At 43.8% G+C, this 18,545-nt stretch carries 16 protein-coding genes and 1 pseudogene; 9 read left to right on the forward strand and 8 right to left on the reverse strand.

The features are described from left to right. Window positions 1-63 precede the first annotated feature (63 nt). Window positions 64-570: a GNAT family N-acetyltransferase gene (locus tag CYLST_RS08305; RefSeq protein ID WP_015207267.1), complete on the forward strand. Its 507-nt coding sequence runs from the start codon at window positions 64-66 to the stop codon at window positions 568-570. Between the two features lie 105 nt (window positions 571-675). On the opposite strand, the gene CYLST_RS08310 is transcribed toward CYLST_RS08305, so the two are convergent. The 5 genes from CYLST_RS08310 to CYLST_RS08330 form a co-directional block, all read right to left on the reverse strand. Further along, the gene (locus tag CYLST_RS08310; protein ID WP_015207268.1) at window positions 676-2,040 is read right to left on the reverse strand and encodes an AtzE family amidohydrolase; all 1,365 of its coding nucleotides are present in this window, start codon (window positions 2,038-2,040) and stop codon (window positions 676-678) included. Next, complete coding sequence (locus CYLST_RS08315; RefSeq protein WP_015207269.1) at window positions 2,037-2,225, reverse strand: DUF4089 domain-containing protein; 189 nt, start codon at window positions 2,223-2,225, stop codon at window positions 2,037-2,039. Before CYLST_RS08315 ends, CYLST_RS08310 begins: the two co-directional genes overlap by 4 nt. Window positions 2,226-2,289: 64 nt before the next feature. Then, window positions 2,290-2,637 (reverse strand): DUF952 domain-containing protein, encoded by a 348-nt coding sequence (locus CYLST_RS08320; RefSeq protein ID WP_015207270.1) that lies wholly within the window; start codon window positions 2,635-2,637, stop codon window positions 2,290-2,292. Between the two features lie 12 nt (window positions 2,638-2,649). Then, complete coding sequence (locus tag CYLST_RS08325; protein WP_015207271.1) at window positions 2,650-3,078, reverse strand: KGK domain-containing protein; 429 nt, start codon at window positions 3,076-3,078, stop codon at window positions 2,650-2,652. Window positions 3,079-3,266: 188 nt separating this feature from the next. Further along, on the reverse strand, window positions 3,267-4,787 hold the full coding sequence (locus tag CYLST_RS08330; protein WP_015207273.1) for a thioredoxin-like domain-containing protein: 1,521 nt from the start codon (window positions 4,785-4,787) through the stop codon (window positions 3,267-3,269). A 38-nt stretch (window positions 4,788-4,825) separates the two neighbouring features. On the opposite strand from CYLST_RS08330, the gene CYLST_RS08335 reads away from it, so the two are divergent. Beyond that, on the forward strand, window positions 4,826-5,740 hold the full coding sequence (locus tag CYLST_RS08335; protein ID WP_015207274.1) for a glutaminase: 915 nt from the start codon (window positions 4,826-4,828) through the stop codon (window positions 5,738-5,740). Window positions 5,741-5,742: 2 nt separating this feature from the next. Here CYLST_RS08335 and CYLST_RS08340 read toward each other — a convergent pair whose 3' ends face one another. Next, complete coding sequence (locus CYLST_RS08340) at window positions 5,743-7,326, reverse strand: hypothetical protein (protein ID WP_015207275.1); 1,584 nt, start codon at window positions 7,324-7,326, stop codon at window positions 5,743-5,745. Window positions 7,327-7,845: 519 nt separating this feature from the next. Here CYLST_RS08340 and psaA point away from each other — a divergent pair. The 5 genes and pseudogenes from psaA (at window position 7,846) to CYLST_RS08370 (ending at window position 15,219) form a co-directional block, all read left to right on the forward strand. Beyond that, a complete protein-coding gene (psaA, locus tag CYLST_RS08350; protein WP_015207276.1) occupies window positions 7,846-10,104 on the forward strand; it encodes a photosystem I core protein PsaA in 2,259 nt (752 codons plus the stop codon). Between the two features lie 126 nt (window positions 10,105-10,230). Continuing rightward, window positions 10,231-12,462: a photosystem I core protein PsaB gene (gene psaB, locus CYLST_RS08355; protein ID WP_015207277.1), complete on the forward strand. Its 2,232-nt coding sequence runs from the start codon at window positions 10,231-10,233 to the stop codon at window positions 12,460-12,462. 205 nt (window positions 12,463-12,667) lie between these two features. Further along, window positions 12,668-12,904 (forward strand): annotated as a pseudogene (locus CYLST_RS36735) (transposase); the annotation flags it as partial. Window positions 12,905-13,447: 543 nt separating this feature from the next. Next, window positions 13,448-13,930, forward strand: coding sequence for a transposase (locus tag CYLST_RS36740; RefSeq protein WP_425389082.1), 483 nt, complete (start codon window positions 13,448-13,450; stop codon window positions 13,928-13,930). 56 nt (window positions 13,931-13,986) lie between these two features. Further along, a complete protein-coding gene (locus CYLST_RS08370) occupies window positions 13,987-15,219 on the forward strand; it encodes a hypothetical protein (protein ID WP_015207280.1) in 1,233 nt (410 codons plus the stop codon). Between the two features lie 311 nt (window positions 15,220-15,530). On the opposite strand, the gene CYLST_RS08375 is transcribed toward CYLST_RS08370, so the two are convergent. After that, entirely contained in the window at window positions 15,531-15,743 is a 213-nt protein-coding gene (locus tag CYLST_RS08375; protein ID WP_015207281.1) for a hypothetical protein, read from the reverse strand. 272 nt (window positions 15,744-16,015) lie between these two features. Here CYLST_RS08375 and CYLST_RS34305 point away from each other — a divergent pair, with 272 nt between their 5' ends. Together CYLST_RS34305 and CYLST_RS08380 are read left to right on the forward strand one after the other, a co-directional pair. Further along, window positions 16,016-16,192: a hypothetical protein gene (locus tag CYLST_RS34305; protein ID WP_157162549.1), complete on the forward strand. Its 177-nt coding sequence runs from the start codon at window positions 16,016-16,018 to the stop codon at window positions 16,190-16,192. A gap of 183 nt (window positions 16,193-16,375) precedes the next feature. Further along, entirely contained in the window at window positions 16,376-17,446 is a 1,071-nt protein-coding gene (locus CYLST_RS08380; protein WP_015207282.1) for a GDSL-type esterase/lipase family protein, read from the forward strand. A gap of 261 nt (window positions 17,447-17,707) precedes the next feature. Here the strand turns inward: CYLST_RS08380 and larE are convergent, their stop codons facing one another. Further along, window positions 17,708-18,538, reverse strand: coding sequence for an ATP-dependent sacrificial sulfur transferase LarE (larE, locus tag CYLST_RS08385; RefSeq protein WP_015207283.1), 831 nt, complete (start codon window positions 18,536-18,538; stop codon window positions 17,708-17,710). Between the last annotated feature and the right edge of the window lie 7 nt (window positions 18,539-18,545).

The raw sequence follows: 18,545 nt of genomic DNA on the forward strand, positions 1-18,545 counted from the left end.
TGAAAACAAAATTCCTCCAAAATATCGCTTAAACTGGGTATTTATGGAATTAATTTTGAATTTATGAATATCCGCTGTGAAACTTTACCAGACTACCCATCAATAGCTGAGGTGAATATACTAGGCTTTGGTCAGGAGAACGAAGCTAAACTTGTAGAGGTGATTCGCAATTCTGATCGCTATATTCCCGAACTCTCTTTAATTGCGGAGGTTGGGGGTAATGTAGTTGGTCATATTCTTTTCAGCTACATTGACTTGGTCGGTGAAGAAACTCTACAGGTACTCGGTTTAGCACCTATGGCAGTTCGTCCCCAGTTTCAGAGGCATGGAATTGGCAGCGCACTTGTACAAGCAGGTTTAGAAACAGCAGACGCTAGAGGAGAAGCCATAGTTATTGTATTGGGTCATTCCCAGTTTTATAATCGCTTTGGGTTTGAGCCATCAGTTAATTATGAAATCGAGTCTCCGTTTCCGGTGCCAGAGGATTTTTTTATGGTCAAACGACTGCAAAGCTATCAGAAAAAGTACAAAGGCACGGTTGTTTATCCACCAGCTTTTGATGGGGTTTGATCCAAGTACTTCAAATTTCGGCGTTGCTGAGTTATGAGATGAAATGCTATTTGCGAGTGAGGATTTTTGGATTTTTTCATATCACTATTTAGCAATGCCCATATTTTAAACTGAAATTATGCTATTTGCCTCCAACACCGCTGCAACCCGCAAAATTAGAGCTTCATTGTAGGGTGCAGCTATCAATTGCACACCCAGAGGTAAGGTATTTGGACGCTGAATGGGCACTGATAAAGCGGGTAAGCCGATGAAAGATAATGGTTGAGTGAATATTCCCAAATGAGGACGGACGAGTATTTCTTCACCGTCTAAAATCATAGTTTGTTGACCAATTAACGGTGCAGAGATTGGTGTGGTGGGGGCGAGAATTACATCGACATTTTGAAAGACTTCTCGAATGCGATCGCGATACCATCTTCTAAAGCGTTGGGCTTGTAGGTACCAGCTACTGGGAATTAACGCCCCGGCTAAAAAGCGATTGCGTGTTGCTGGATCAAAATCTTGAGGACGCGATCGCAATTTAGCTAAATGCAGATTTGCCCCTTCGCTAGCTGTAATCACGAACGCCGCAGCACGGGCGCGTTTTGCTTCAGGTATCCTCACAAACTCAGTTATATCCAACGCCTCCGCCACCTGTTGCACCGCTGCTAAAGCTTCAGATTCTGCGCCTTGCGTGAAATCATTATCTGCGATCGCAATTCTAATACCAGAAATATCTTGATTTAGTTTTGGTAAACACCGTTCAGGAAAGCGTTTTGTACAAACTGGATCTCGTGCGTCTTCCCCCTGAAGCAGATCATAAGCTGTAGCAATATCTCGCACCGAACCAGCAAAAGGGCCAATATGGTCAAAACTGCTAGAAAATAAAGCTACCCCAGCACGAGACAACCGCCCATAAGTTGGTTTAAAGCCAAAAACGCCACACAAAGCCGCCGGAACACGAATAGAACCATTAGTATCAGAACCCAGAGTCAGCGGAACCAACTCAGCAGCCACCGCCGCCGCCGAACCACCCGAAGAACCACCAGCTACCCGCTGTAAATCATGGGGGTTGTGAGTAGCGCCATAATGGGAATTTTCCGTCACAAACCCATAGGCGTACTCGTCCATATTTAAAGCGCCAATCAAAACCGCACCCGCTTGTTTCAGCTTGGCGACGGCGGTTGCATCTTGAGTTGCTGGGGGATTTTCAGCATTTATTTTCGCCCCCGCCAAAGTTGTTAAACCAGCGATATCGAAGAGGTTTTTGACTGCAAAAGGTACACCAGCTAACACACCAGGATCATTACCTTCAGCAATTTCCCTGTCAATCCGCGCTGCATCAGCCAAAGCAGATTCCGCAGTCACAGCCGTAAAACAGTTTAGTTGATGATTCCGCGCCGCAATGCGTGCTAAAGCAGCTTGAGTTACTTCCACGGCGCTAACTTGGTCTTGGCGCACAGCAGCAGCTATTGATACAGCATCATTCATGGTTCAAACACAGGTGCAACTTCAACTTCCTCTGGTAAAGGAAAAGAATTAACGAGATTTGCGATCGCATTTATTCTCTCAAAATTCGCCACCACCCCATCACGATACTCATCCCTCAACTCCAAATCCAACAACAGCGACATTTGATCAACATACACACCCACATCAAAAGCCTGATTTTCCATATTCTTCTCTGTGTCCTCTGCGCCTCTGCGGTAGCCTGCGGCACGCCGCTCCGCGTCTACGTTATCATAAATTTACAACCTCTAGCGGCAACTCAAAAAAACCATCCTCCCCAGGTTCAAAATCAATCACCTGAAACACAGCATCAATATTTAAAGCACCATATATATGAGGAAACAATTCATCCACCTCAGCCAATTCATAGCGAATTTCAGCTTGAACCTTATCAGAGTCAATAAAAAGAATTACCAAATCATTTTGAGTAGAAAAAAATCTATTTGCAACCTTGACTAATTGTCTTGCTGTAGAACAATGGATAAATCCTTCAGAATCTAGCGTATCACCGCGATAACTTTCGAGGACTTTTGCATCTTGCCATTGTTGGCGCTGGGTAATGTGAAATATAGTATTCATGTTTTATGACAATTATGATTCAGCTTGTTGTATCAGTTTACGAATATCATCTAAAGGTGATTCCGGTTCTTCAGGCTCATCAGGACAAAATTCCAGATAAATTTCAGGTTGTTGCTTTTTACGCATAGAAAAGCTAGACATCTGAATTTTTATTTTGCCTTTTTGCCAACCCTTACCACCAATTTTAAGAAACTGACAACTCAGCACAGAATGAAATTGAATTTCATCGAAATTAATACCCTCTTGACCAATAGATAAATTGTGGAGTAATGTAAGTATTTGATGTCCTCTATTTTTAGTTTGTTCATCGTAAGTATATTGATTTAACTTATTCCTAATTTCTAAATAAACCAACTCTTTTAATCTACTTACTTTAAACGTATCCTTATAGAAAAGTACGACATCATCATCACAGTCTAGAGGAATAAATTTATTATTCATATGTACTTTACCTGATATTGCTCCACAGCATTAGATTATCTGGCGATTTTGTTAACATTAAAATAGTAAATTTACGTAAACAAAAGCTACAAAAAATAACCAGCCTAACCAAAAAATGCTTTCAATAGATATAGCAGAACCTTTGTAGAGACGTTGCATGCAACGTCTCTACATTCTTTATAAAAAAACTAATAAAAAACCGTTGGAATACACACCTCTGGCGCACATAAACCAGAAAATTGCAGCGTTGTTACCTCCAGCGTCTCTAAATCTACTCGACGGATAACATGGTTATTAGTATCACTAATATATAGATATGAATCTATCGCACTCAATCCCGAAGGTTCAAAAAAACGGGTATTCTTACCTTGACCATTTTGTAAACCTGCTGAACCATCCCCCAAAACCGTTTGACAATCTCCTGTAATGGGATTCACTAATTTAATTTTGTGGTTGTAAGTATCTGTTACCCACAAATGATTTTGGAAAAAATCTACACCTAAACAATGCTGTAATCGGACATCAAAATATTGTCCATCAATATCGCCAAAGTCAAATAAAAACCCACCACCGCAAACAGTCCGCACTTTACCATTTTCTCCCAATTCCACACCGCGAATTGAGCTAATTTCACTATCAGCAATAAATAATTCTTTGCCATCTGTAGTAATGCCGCTAGGTTGAGCAAAGGCAGATTCTGTAAAATTACCATCAACACAACCTTCTCCACCAGTACCAGCATAAGTTTTGACAATATGATTTTCTAAATCTAGTTGCCAAATTTGATGATTTCCAGCCATTGCTATAAAGAGGCTATTTCCTATTTTCTCCAAATCCCAAGGGGAATTTAATGCTGTTTCTAATGCAGCACCGCTGTGAGGACGAGTATTATGGCTTTGCTCACCAGTCCCAGCAATAGTTCCTACTACTTGACGCTTGATATCTACTTTTCGCAAAGCATGATTTTCTGTATCAGCAACGTAAAGAATTTGATTTTCGGCATCATAAGCCATTCCTTGAGGTGCAGAAAATTGTGCTTCGCTAAAGTTACCATCAGTAAAGCCAGATTTTCCCGTACCGATTATATGGAAAACTTCGCCGTTGAAGCTACTCATAACTAAGCGGTGATGTCCAGAGTCAGCAATGAACAAACCCGCTGGTGTCGCTAGGACTTTACCAGGAAAAGCTAGTGGTGTGATTAATGGTTGGCGCTGTTTTTCTAAAGTTAGGCTGAGTTCTTGGAAATTAATCGTTCCTTTTTCTCGGTGTTCATGAATCAGGTTTTCAATTAGTTGGTCTAAACTGTCGCGATGTCCTTCACCAGAAACATAGTTAACTACATAAGTTTGGGGGTCAATGACCATTAAGGTAGGCCAAGCGCGGACAGCATACTCTTGCCAAACTCGAAAATTAATATCAACTAAAACTGGGTGTTCGATGTCGTAGCGTAGGATAGCTTGACGGATGTTTTCGGTTTCTTTTTCGTTGTCAAACTTGGCAGAATGGACGCCGATAACAGTGAGACTATTTTGATATTTCTGTTCGAGATATTTCAAGTCTGGCAAAATATGCAGACAGTTGATGCAGCAGTATGTCCAGAAGTCCAAAATTACGACTCTGCCCTTGAGTTGTTTAAGAGACAAGGGTTTTTCGGTGTTCAGCCAAGGGTAATTTTGCGGTAGTTCTGGTGCTCTAACACGGGGAATCATGAGGTATTCTTGAAAATTTTCTGAGAGGCATAACAGTTTTGAAAGGACTGGAATCACTAACGGCTGGGGATTTATCAGCTTGGTTACAGCTAGCTACAACTCAGGTATTGCCAGGAAAATTTCCTCCGCATATCCCGCGCTTGGCTATGGCTAACCCTGATTGGTTTGCGGTTCATATTTGCTGTGAATCGGGAAAAAGTTACAGCCAAGGAGATACAAATTATGTATTTCCACTGATGAGCGTGATTAAGCCATTTTCTCTACTCTATCTGTTAGAACTCCTGGGAGCCGAGACTGTTTTTCAGTGGGTTGGCGTTGAACCATCAGATGCTCCCTTCAATTCACTGGAGCAACTGGTGGCTGATGGTGGACATCCCCGCAATCCAATGATTAATAGTGGAGCAATTACTTTGGCTGATAAATTACCGGGGAATGATGCTAGTGATAAAACTCAGTTATTTTGTCAATGGCTAAACCAATCAGCTGGTTGTGATCTCAGGTTAGATGAGGCGATGCTGGCTTCAGTCCGCTCGATACCCTCAAGGGGTAATCAAGCGATCGCTAATTATCTTACCGAAAAAGAACAGCTAGAAAATTTAGACATATCTCTTGACACATATGAGCAAATATGCTGTTTGTCTGGGACGGTAGAAGACTTAGCCCTTTTGGGAAAACTTTTAGCTTGTGAAAATAATTTTTTAGACTCACAACATCGGCGAATTGTCAATGCTGTGATGTTAACTTGTGGATTGTACGAAGTTTCTGCTCAGTTTGCTGTCAGGGTTGGTCTACCGATGAAATCAGGTATTGGTGGGGGACTGTTAGCGATCGTCCCAAATCAAGGTGCGATCGCCTGTTATAGTCCTACTTTAGATAGTGTGGGTAATCCTGTAGCGGCGCTGGCCTTTGTCGAAGCGTTATCCCAAAAATTACAGTTGAGTATTTTTGGTTAATCTCACAATTTCTCTTGGACTTCGCCTTTTGACTTTTCCGGTGCTGCTGGTGCAGGCGACAAGCTAGGCGATGGTTGGCCTTTCTGTTTTTCAGGTAATTCAGCAGCAGCAGGTGTTGGTGTCACCTCTTGGGGTACAGGTGACTCAATAATTTCTGGCAGCGTCGGGGGCAGACTAGGCGAAATTTGAGGCTTGGCATCAGGATGAGGCTGAAAATCTCGGCTGAATCCTGTTTTTTCCGGCTGGGTAATCTTTTCTTCCGGCAATTCAGCAGCGGGAGGTGTTGGTATTACCTCTGGCTCTACTTGAGGTGTAGGTAACTCTACTGGCTGCGATTCCGGTTTTTCTGTCGGTTTTTCAGCGGCGGGGGGTGTTGGTGTTACCTCTGGCTGTGCTTGGGGTGTAGGTGTCTCCACTGGCGGCAATTCCGTTTTTTCAGCAGCGGGAGGTGTTGGCTTTACCTCTGGCTGTACTTGAGGTGTAGGTTGAGTTGTGGGTGTTTCTGGAATTTCAATTTCTGGAATAGGCTGTTTTTCTACCTTTGGCTGTGCTTGGGGTGTTTTTTCAACAGCAGGAGTTTTAGTAGGGGTGGGTGTGGGTTCAGTAGCCCGAGCCTTAGCAGTGTAATTTGGGTCTACAATACCGCGCACTTCATCAGCTTTAAGTTCCCCTCTAACAATTCTCGCCAGGGTGTCCTTCCCCTTTGGCTGGTAAGTAATTAGTCTGACCGTACTGTTAAAAGCATTTTTTACAGGGTTTCCCTGGTTATCGAGGAATTCCAGTTTTACCCAATTCTTCCCAGGTTTGAAGCCTTTGAGATAAACTGCTTGCCAGCTGTCGAGAACGAAACTTTCACCATTAATCGTGCAGCGGATACGCCAATCACTAATTTCGTCCTTGGGATCATCTTGAGCAACAAGGTGTAGAGGGGCGTTAGTGAGGTAAAAGTCCAGTAAAATCGGTTCTGCTCCATAGTTGTCTTTGGGACGGCTGTAGGTGAGCAGAGGCAAACTAGGATCGGGATTATTCTCGTCGGTTTTGGTAAAAATGTGAAATGTTGTCTGGGCGTAAGCGCCTTCATTTTTAAAGCTTTCATGCCAAGGACGAGAGGCAAAAACTCGCAGGGTATGAGTACCAGGGGACAAGTCTGGCAAAACTAAGGGCTGATTCAGGTCATAAACAGCTATATAAGGTTGGTTATCAAGAATTACGTGGAGATGGGGCCCCAGTTGCCATTGCTGGTCTTTAAATATTGGTAAGTCCTTAACTTGCAAGCGGACTGTAACTGTGTTGTCTTGCAGGACTTCACCGGATTCTGGAGTAATTATGGCAACTTGTGGTTGATAACCTTCCAAAGCTGGGCGCAGTTCTTGAATGATTTCTGGTGGAGAAACTTCCGAAAATTGCCGAGAAATCTGGGACGTTGTGGGAGGGGTTTCTCCGTAACTAAGGGGTACTTCTTGACTACCTGCTTTTTCTCCACAACTGCTTAAACCCAAGGCTAGCAAGAATATTATTACCCACCTGAGGATCGGGAAACTCTTAGGAAAGAGTTTCTTTAATGCCGTCTTTTGCCTAGAGTTCATGCCTTGCACCCAGTGATAGTCTTCAACAACTGACAGATTATTTTGGCTCAAACTGTCTCTAGGGAACTATAGCCCAAAAGCTGAAATCTGCCTCACATCCCCTGACTTTTTCTCTATCTGTCTCAGATATTATTCAAAATAAGTAATATTTTTGACAGTTTTTTTTGCCAACAGCAATTTAAGCGCGACAGTAAAAGCCAGAATACTTGCCTCCTTCAGTGAACTCACAGTCAAACCATAAGTTTTACGAATTGTTATTCTTTGTAAATTAAATGAAGAATCTATTGACTTTTGGAAAATAAGTTTGAAGTTAAAAGGCAGATCTGACAAGAAATCTAGCGATTTTGAATTATTGTTAAAATGTCTCCAACAATGTACAAGTCTTGACTCTATAATTCAACGAGAAACAACTATCCGCACAGCGTCTTCTCGCACCTCCAGAAAAATCCTGTAGGCTGCGATAACGGTTCACTTTGTGGTATGCATGAATCCTCATTCCTTATTTAGAGAGGAGGTCGAATGACGATTAGTCCTCCGGAGCGAGAGGAAAAGAAGGCAAGAGTCATCGTTGACAATGATCCGGTACCAACCTCATTTGAAAAATGGGCACAGCCGGGACATTTCGACAGATCCTTAGCCAAAGGTCCAAAAACCACCACGTGGATTTGGAACCTGCACGCACTCGCCCATGATTTTGATACACATACAAGCGATTTAGAAGACATATCCCGCAAGATATTCGCAGCTCACTTCGGCCACCTAGCTGTAGTGACAATCTGGTTGAGCGGGATGTTATTCCACGGCGCGAAGTTCTCCAACTACGAAGCTTGGTTGAGCGACCCATTGAATGTTAAGCCCAGTGCTCAAGTGGTTTGGCCCATTGTGGGACAAGACATTTTGAACGGTGATGTTGGCGGTGGCTTCCACGGTATTCAAATCACCTCTGGCTTATTCCAAGTATGGCGAGGCTGGGGTGTTACCAACTCCTTCCAGCTTTACGTAACTGCAATTGGCGGTTTGGTATTAGCAGGCTTGTTCCTGTTTGCAGGTTGGTTCCACTACCACAAGCGTGCTCCTAAACTGGAATGGTTCCAGAACGTGGAGTCAATGCTGAATCACCACTTGGCAGTATTGCTGGGTTGCGGTTCCTTGGGATGGACTGGTCACTTGATCCATGTGTCCGCACCAATCAACAAGCTTTTGGATGCAGGTGTTGCGATCAAAGACATACCCCTGCCCCACGAGTTCATTTTGAATAAAGACTTGTTGACAGAGCTGTATCCCAGCTTTGCCAATGGCTTAACACCTTTCTTCACCTTGAACTGGGGACAGTATGCTGACTTCCTGACCTTCAAAGGCGGTCTAAACCCAGTAACAGGCGGCTTGTGGCTGACAGATATTTCTCATCACCACTTAGCGATCGCTGTACTGTTCATCATTGCTGGTCATCAATACCGTACCAACTGGGGTATCGGTCACAGCATTAAAGAAATTCTAGAAAACCACAAAGGTCCTTTCACTGGTGAAGGACACAAAGGTCTCTACGAAAACATGACCACATCTTGGCACGCTCAGTTGGCTACTAACCTAGCCTTCTTGGGTTCGCTGACAATCATCATCGCGCACCATATGTACGCGATGCCCCCCTATCCATATTTGGCAACTGACTACGCTACACAGTTGTGCATATTCACACACCACATGTGGATTGGTGGGTTCCTCATCGTTGGCGGAGCGGCTCACGCTGCTATCTTCATGGTGCGGGATTACGATCCAGTTGTTAACCAAAACAACGTACTGGATCGGGTGATTCGTCACCGGGATGCTATCATCTCTCACTTGAACTGGGTGTCTATTTTCCTCGGCTTCCATAGCTTTGGACTATATATCCACAACGACACCATGCGTGCCTTGGGCCGTCCCCAAGACATGTTCTCTGACTCAGCAATTCAGTTGCAACCAGTATTTGCTCAGTGGGTGCAAAATCTGCACACCCTGGCTCCTGGTGGAACAGCACCCAACGCCTTAGAACCAGTTAGCTATGCATTTGGCGGCGGTGTTTTGGCAGTAGGCGGCAAAGTGGCAATGATGCCCATTGCTTTGGGTACAGCGGACTTCCTAGTTCACCATATTCACGCCTTCACCATTCACGTCACCGTCCTGATTCTGCTTAAGGGTGTACTGTTCGCCCGCAGTTCTCGTCTGATTCCAGACAAGGCAAACCTGGGCTTCCGCTTCCCTTGCGACGGTCCTGGTCGTGGCGGCACATGTCAAGTATCTGGTTGGGACCATGTGTTCCTCGGACTTTTCTGGATGTACAACTCCCTGTCAATTGTGATTTTCCACTTCAGCTGGAAAATGCAATCAGATGTTTGGGGAACAGTAGATTCAGATGGTGTAGTCGAACACATCACTGGCGGTAACTTTGCCCAAAGTGCCATCACCATCAACGGCTGGTTGCGTGACTTCTTGTGGGCGCAAGCTACACAAGTAATCAACTCCTACGGAAGTGCGCTGTCTGCCTATGGACTGCTTTTCTTAGGCGCTCACTTTGTTTGGGCATTCAGCTTGATGTTCCTGTTCAGTGGTCGCGGCTACTGGCAAGAACTGATTGAGTCCATTGTTTGGGCTCATAATAAACTGAAAGTAGCACCAGCAATTCAGCCCCGCGCTCTGAGCATCATTCAGGGACGGGCTGTAGGTGTGGCTCATTATCTCCTAGGAGGTATTGTTACCACCTGGGCATTCTTCCACGCGCATATCCTTTCAGTAGGGTAGCAACCAGTAGATATTTGGATTTTGGATTAGATATTTGAGATACGATCCAAAATCCAAAATCCAAAATCCAAAATCTAAAATTTCGCTGATACCTGATGGCTAAAGGTCAGAGGATTCATCAAACCTATGGCAACGAAATTTCCGAAATTTAGCCAGGATCTCGCGCAGGACCCGACTACTCGTCGGATATGGTATGCGATCGCCACAGGCAACGATTTTGAAAGCCACGATGGCATGACGGAAGAAAATCTTTACCAAAAGATTTTCGCTACGCACTTCGGTCACTTGGCAATCATCTTCCTGTGGGCATCCAGCCTCCTGTTCCACGTAGCCTGGCAAGGTAACTTTGAACAGTGGATTAAAGATCCCCTTCACATCCGCCCCATCGCCCACGCGATTTGGGACCCCCACTTTGGTAAACCTGCGATTGAAGCATTTACCCAAGCTGGTGCTAGCAACCCGGTAAACATCGCTTACTCTGGTGTTTACCACTGGTGGTACACCATCGGGATGCGGACAAACACTGAACTGTACACTGGCTCATTGGGCCTGCTGTTATTGGCAGCAGTGTTCTTATTTGCTGGTTGGTTGCACTTGCAACCCAAGTTCCGTCCCAGCCTCTCTTGGTTTAAGAGTGCTGAACCCCGCCTGAACCATCACTTGGCAGGTCTGTTTGGTGTTAGCTCTCTGGCTTGGACAGGACACTTGGTTCACGTTGCTATCCCCGAATCTCGCGGACAGCATGTGGGTTGGGATAACTTCCTCACCACCCTGCCCCACCCAGCAGGCTTGACACCCTTCTTTACTGGTAACTGGGGTGTTTACGCTGCTAACCCAGACACCGCTGGTCATGTGTACAGTACATCCCAAGGTGCAGGGACAGCGATTCTGACTTTCTTGGGTGGCTTCCATCCGCAAACAGAATCCCTGTGGCTGACTGACATAGCTCACCACCACTTGGCGATCGCTGTTATCTTCATCATCGCCGGTCACATGTACCGGACTAACTTCGGAATTGGTCACAGCATCAAAGAAATGCTGAACTCCAAATCCGGTTTAGTACCTGGTAGCAAGAGTGAAGGTCAGTTCAACCTGCCTCACCAAGGTCTTTACGACACCATTAACAACTCGCTGCACTTCCAACTGTCACTAGCTTTGGCAGCTCTGGGAACCATCACTTCTTTGGTGGCGCAGCACATGTACGCCCTGCCTCCCTACGCATTTATTGCGAAGGACTATACAACACAGGCAGCGTTGTACACACACCACCAGTATATTGCTGGCTTCTTGATGGTTGGTGCTTTTGCCCACGCCGCCATCTTCTGGGTACGTGACTACGACCCCGAACAAAACAAAGGCAACGTACTCGACCGCGTGCTGAAGCACAAAGAAGCGATCATCTCCCACCTCAGCTGGGTATCTCTCTTCTTGGGTTTCCACACCCTCGGTTTGTATGTACACAACGACGTAGTTGTTGCTTTTGGTACTCCTGAAAAGCAAATCTTGATTGAGCCGGTCTTTGCCCAGTTCATCCAAGCTGCTCACGGTAAAGTACTCTACGGCTTAGACACCTTGCTGTCTAACCCCGATAGCATTGCCTACACAGCCTATCCTAACTACGGCAACGTTTGGTTAGGTGGCTGGTTGGAAGCCATTAACTCTGGCACCAACTCCCTCTTCTTAACAATTGGCCCTGGCGACTTCTTGGTTCACCACGCTTTCGCTCTGGCTATCCACACCACCACCTTGGTACTTGTTAAAGGTGCTTTGGATGCCCGTGGTTCTAAGCTGATGCCCGATAAAAAGGACTTCGGCTACGCCTTCCCTTGCGACGGCCCCGGTCGTGGCGGTACTTGTGATATCTCCGCTTGGGACTCTTTCTACCTGTCTATGTTCTGGATGTTAAACACCATTGGTTGGGTAACCTTCTACTGGCACTGGAAGCATCTAGGTATTTGGCAAGGTAACGTTGCTCAGTTCAACGAAAACTCAACCTACCTGATGGGCTGGTTCCGTGACTACCTCTGGGCTAACTCGGCTCAGTTGATTAACGGATACAACCCCTACGGCGTGAATAACCTGTCTGTTTGGGCTTGGATGTTCCTCTTCGGACACCTAGTTTGGGCGACCGGCTTCATGTTCCTCATCTCTTGGAGAGGTTACTGGCAAGAGTTGATTGAAACTCTTGTTTGGGCACACGAACGCACTCCTCTGGCTAACCTGGTTCGCTGGAAGGACAAGCCCGTTGCTCTGTCTATCGTTCAAGCTCGTGTGGTTGGTCTAGCTCACTTCACTGTTGGCTACATCGTCACCTACGCGGCGTTCTTGATTGCCTCCACTGCTGGGAAGTTCGGTTGAGCCGGCTACTAGTTTTGTAGGTGAATAATTAAAATCCCCTGCCGTGAGGTGGGGGATTTTTTTTGGGCTGGCTGTCCGGCCCACCCCACAAGAGAAGATAGAAAAAGATGGAATTTTTTGTTTTGAGGATGGGAAATATAAAGATAGAGGGCAGGCAAGATGTCTACCCCACATTAGAAACAAGGGAAATAGCTTTGTATAGAAAATGCAAGAGCCGAGGCTGAAAATTTACCAGAGGACATTGCCTCATTGGGAGTTGGATGGGGCAACTTATTTTATTACTTTTAATACTTGGGAAAAATTAGAACTTAGCCCAGAAGAAAGAGAAATAGTTTTTAATTCTTGTCTATTTTTCAACAAAAAAAGATATCAAATATTTGTCTTTGTTGTGATGGCAGATCATGTTCATCTGCTGATTCAGCCGTTGTTTAAGTCAGAAAATTGTCATCAACTCCAGAAAATTATCCTTTCTTCTAGCAAACCTCAGAATAATCTCACTGATTACACCCTCTCTTGTGGGATGGGCATACTTCGACAAGCTCAGTACAAGTCTTGCCCGCCCTTGTTACTACCAAACCTCAAAATAATCTCAATTATTAAATCCTCTCTTGTGGGGTGGGCATCTTGCCATTGGTGTCAAGTTAAGAAAAATGGATTTGTGTCAAGAGAGGGAAACCTAATGGTAGAAGTCAACACAGGGGTGTTGAAAAGAGCCATGAGTAAACCACGGAAAAAGCAAGGGAATCCAGATTTTCGCCATCGAGTCAACGTACCGGCTCCGGCAAGTGAAGAGATAGAATCAAGGTTGTTTGAGTTGGTAAGTCCAGGCACATTTACCAACCTCAAAGAAGTAAAAGATAAAGAACGGAGCTTGCGCTCACGAGTACTGACCCTACCAGTAATGGCAGCAATAGTGTTGAGTATAGTGTATAGACAAGTACAGCACTTAACAGATGTATTGCGAATCCTAGAAGTAGAAGGATTGATGTGGGTAGAGGCAACGAAAGTGAGTAAGCAAGCTTTGTCTCAAAGACTCAACAGCCTACCGGCTCATCTATTTGCCAAACTGTTAGAGCAGGTCATAGAGTGCCTAGCAGCTAAAAGGAGTGTAAGGGAATTAGCCCCAGCCTGGGCATCAGTGTCCGAGAAATTTCCCGCCATTTGGATTGGAGACGCCTCGACACTCGAAGCCATGAAAAAACACTTCGGACAACTGCAAGAAAAAACAGGTGCGGTGTTGGCAGGAAAAATGCTGATGGTGGTTGAAGCTTTCACTCACACTCCCGTGGCAGTTTGGTATGATGCCGATGTCAAACGAAATGAGACTCGTTGGTGGCAAGCACTGTTAGAACGTTTACCTTCAGGCGGTTTACTCGTAGTAGACATGGGATTTTATGGTTTTGAATGGTTTGATTCTCTGACTACAGCTAATAAGTATGTGCTGACACGCCAAAAGGAAAAGGTGTAGATGAGTTACTTGGGTTTGTTGAGTATCTCGTCCAGCAGTTTAAATGTAAAATCATTTTGATCTATAATGAAGATACTCTCTTAGGAGATCCAGATAATAAAAAAGTCTTAGAAGATTATCGAGAAAAAGTAATTGATAGAGAATTTAAACTTGACCCAACAGTAGAAGAGAACTTAGATTTTATATTTAATGGTCATCCTGATGTAGGAGTAATTAAAGAAGTGTTTGTAACTGCTGGTACAAATAATATTCGAGTTATCCGCAAAACTAAATGGCTTATTGATGAGCTTATTCCCTTAATGGAGAATTGGGAGGCTAGTTTACGTAATCAAGTTATAAAGAATAGTATTGTTATTAATTTAGCAAAACTCGATACTGAATTTCGTCAGCGTTTTTCTATTACAATAGACACTATATTACCGTCAAGAAACTCTTCAAAATCTAAAGACACAGATAATAAGACTTTTGAGAGAGAAAGACAAGCTATACAACAAAAGTACTATCTTGGGTATAGTGATTTAGAAGAAATTGATGAACTTATAATTCAGTTGGTTGATACCCCTTTGTCTAAGTCTGCTGAGTTGGAATTTAGTAAGAAAGGTGATATTCTCAATCAAAGAGAACAAAATACTCAAATTATTCAAAAATTTCATAATATTAGCGAACTATGTTCTAGTTCCTTTGCAGATAATGAAGAAGAAATAATGAATCAAATTATTACTTTTCTAGAAGAACATCATCTTGATTTGAGTATTTCACAATTTGAACAAATTCAAACAACTGCATCATTTCTCGAACGGGATCGGGATATTGATAAATATGAAAAGTCTTTATTAGAACATATACTTAAAACCTTAAAACTAGATAATTTTAATGATTTGGATGCTATGAGAGCTAAGTTGTTTAAATATCCTGAGTTAGAAGCACATCTAGAAGATAAAAAGGATGAATATCAGCAAAGCTTAGATATTCCTACAGCTTTAAGAAATATAATTAATAGGGATTCCGAGTCAATATCATCTCGGTTAGGTGCGGATATTGAATTTTTAAATAGCCTTAGTGTTGAGGAGTATTCTAAATGGCTTCAAGAAGGTCATCCTAATTTAGGTCTAATAGTTAAAATGTCTTTAAAATTGGATAATTTGCCTGCATCCAAAAAATTAGAACAAGCTATTCGCATATTAGCCCAAAAAACTAAGCTAAATAAAATTAGAGCTAAGTCACTTTACAATATAGATATAGATAATCCTTCTAATACTAATGAGCCAAATACTAATGAGCCAGATTAGTCCTTAATCAGTCACTATATTTAACTTGTATAATTAGGGCGGGCAAGATGCCCACCCCACAAGAGTTGTATAAACAAGAGTTGTATGAGATTTAGATAGTTTTAGATCCCTTCGCAGGTTTTAAGATAACTGGATTTGTTGCTGAAACTTTGCAAGGTCGATAGATATCTTTTTAAATGAATGAGGATTATTTTATGGGAAGCCGCTATCGATTTAGCCAAGAGTAGAGATGTGATTATTCTCGCCTCTACTCTTGTGATTAGTTAATGTTGTTACTTAGGAATTTAGAAATTAGACTCCTAACGGCGGATTTAGATTTCACCATTCACCTGCATTTGATGAACTTGATCTGCTAAATCTTGACGACTTTGATCATCCAGCTTATCAATTGCTAACATCCCCATGAGAATGACTTCTTTCAGGGTTAAACGTGTAGAATGTGCCTGTTTTTGCACAATCTCTTTAATAATTGGACTGACACCGATTGCTGTACTAGCTCTAGCCACAAAAGAACAGGGAAACATAAATGACTGCGCCTAAATCTTAGCACTTTCAACGTGGTTCTTCTATATAACTAGAATTTAACTTTAAATTTATATAAGTAATAATTAATACATTAAGGGTTACAAGATCACTTCTGATGACAGATGATCAAAGCTATGCTTGCCCCTATTCTTCTAGAAGTTCCACCAAATATTCAATCATCACACTAAAGGTAAGAGCGAACTTGTGAATAAATAGTGTTGACATCATCTCCTGGTTGAAGCATGGGGAATTCTCGAACAGCTGAAGGAAGTTGCTTACTAATGGAGCGATCACCGTGCCATTGCTGGGCGTAGCCCCAAGAGTTTACCCAGAGTCACTTCTTCCAAGACGTTGCGGGTTTTACCGCCCTGGTAGTGAAGCGATCGCGCAAAGTGCCCGCTGTTCGCGATGGGCTACCGTAAATCAGCTAAATCCCGACGGTAGTTAGCAACTTTACCTGGCAAAATCCGCTTGTAGAAGATGGTAAATAGTCAATGCCATCTTGTTACCTGGCTTTACAAACGCCAATAGTGTAATTGAAAATAATAATTTGACGGAAGTAAAAATTTCCTGAATCCAGTATTAATTGGTTGGATTCAGGAAGAACAGTGAGTAGAGGAGAGATTAAACGATGAGGGAACCTTATCTGTTGGCAGCAAGCTTGTTAACAGGATTGGCAATACCAGCATCGGCTCTTCCACAGATGACGACGAGTAGCCTGCCAGAAAATTCTCAATTCCTGTGGGATTTAAAACAGGGTTCGCAGCCAACAGTAGCTAAGAACATCATCCCTAGCGTTGACATCTCTTTACCAGAATTCAGTAGCCAAGCTTTGTCAGCACTAGAAGGTTCGCAGTCAACAGTAGCTAAGAACATCATTCCCAGCGTTGACATCTCTTTACCAGAATTTAGCAACAAAGTTTTACCCGCGCTAAGAACTTCATTACTCAACCCTATTTCCCCAGAAACTAACCGTACTCTGGTATCTGGAAGTCAACTTTACTATCAAAGATTAGCGTCGCTGAAAACTGGTCAGATTTACACACGCGCGGATGATGATAACTTACAGTCAACGTGGGAGTCAGCCAACAAACAGCAATTAACTTATGAGGATTGGAAAAGTTTATTAGCCTCGGAAGCCAAAGCTCTGGCTGAAGGACAAGGTGAAAATCGTCTGAGTATCTTAGTGGGTGATTCCTTGAGTATGTGGTTTCCCAGGGAAAAACTACCTGCTGGTAAATTGTGGCTGAATCAAGGCATATCTGGAGATACTGCCAGTGGTGTCTTCAAAAGATTGGCAGCATTTTCAGCAACGCGGCCAGATGCGATTTACCTGATGGTTGGCATTAATGACTTACGAAAGGGAGCTAGTGATGAAGCAATTTTGCGTAATCATCGCCGGATTATTCACCGATTACGCCGGAATCACCCAAGCGCCCAGATAATTGTCCAATCTATTTTGCCAACTCGCCTGACGACAATTTCCAACAGTCGCATTCGTCATCTCAATGCCCAAATTGCCTTGATTGCCAAACAAGAAGGAGCTAATTATCTAAATATCCATCATTGGTTTACAGACGTTGAAGGCAATTTAAGCCCAGATTTGACTACAGACGGACTGCATCTGTCGCCAAATGGGTATCATGTTTGGCAATCAGCAATACAGCAGATAGAAGTCAAACTCGCTGGGCGTCAAAATTGAGCGATGGTGCAAAACGCCCGCACTGAGAGCGATGAGCGTAGCCCCGCTGTTGCTATGGAAGGGGAGCGCTTCTGTCTGAGGCGATGTCCAAGGAGGCCCACCGTAGGTGATGGCGCGGAGCGCCCGCACTGAGAGCGATGGGCTGCGCCCCGCTGGAAGCGATGGGCTGCGCCCCGCCAAAGGCGATCGCATTTTTTTATCTGCATAACATTTGGGGCATAGGGATAATTCCCAATCCTCTATCCCCTAACATTTCCCAATTTATGCTTTAACACTTAAGGCTTCCTGATTTAAAACTTGATTTAACTTACCGCTGCGATAACCTTCTAAATCTAGGGTGACGTAGATAAATCCGAAATTCTGAAATGCAGACACTACAGCAGATAAATCCGTGGTTACGACAAAATCTTTAATTTGTGCTGGTGGCAATTCAATGCGTGCTGTTTCCCCTTCTGAGCGTACCCGCAAATTTTCAAACCCTAGCTTTCGCAGATAAATTTCTGCCCTTCCCACTCGTTGTAACTTGGCTATGGTAATTTCTTCACCATAGGGGAAGCGGGAACTGAGGCAGGGTTGGGCGGGTTTATCCCACCAAGGTAAACCGAGTTGTTGTGAAAGTTGACGGACTTCAGCTTTGGTGACGCTAAGTTCGGCTAAAGGCGATCGCGCACCTCTTTCCTTGGCTGCCTGTATTCCTGGGCGATAATCATGCAAATCATCAGCGTTTACCCCATCTACCACGTAAGGATAACCCAACTCCAACGCTAAAGGTTTGAGAGTGTCGTGCAATTCACTTTTGCAAAAATAGCAGCGGTTAACTGGGTTAGAGGTGTAATTGGGATTGTCCATTTCATTCGTCTGGACCACTTGATGCCTAATCCCAATAGTTGCGGCTTGTATTTTGGCGTCTTCCAACTCTTCTGGTAATAGCGAAGGAGAAACAGCAGTCACAGCCAAAGCGCGATCGCCCAACACATCATAAGCAATCTTGGCAACCAAGGTGCTATCAACGCCCCCAGAGTAGGCAATCAATGCCTGCTCCATTTCTCTAAATAAGGCTTTTAGTTGCTCCAGTTTTTCTGTCAGCATCATTCTTCCA

This window comes from Cylindrospermum stagnale PCC 7417 (assembly GCF_000317535.1).
GTDB classification, from domain to species: domain Bacteria; phylum Cyanobacteriota; class Cyanobacteriia; order Cyanobacteriales; family Nostocaceae; genus Cylindrospermum; species Cylindrospermum stagnale.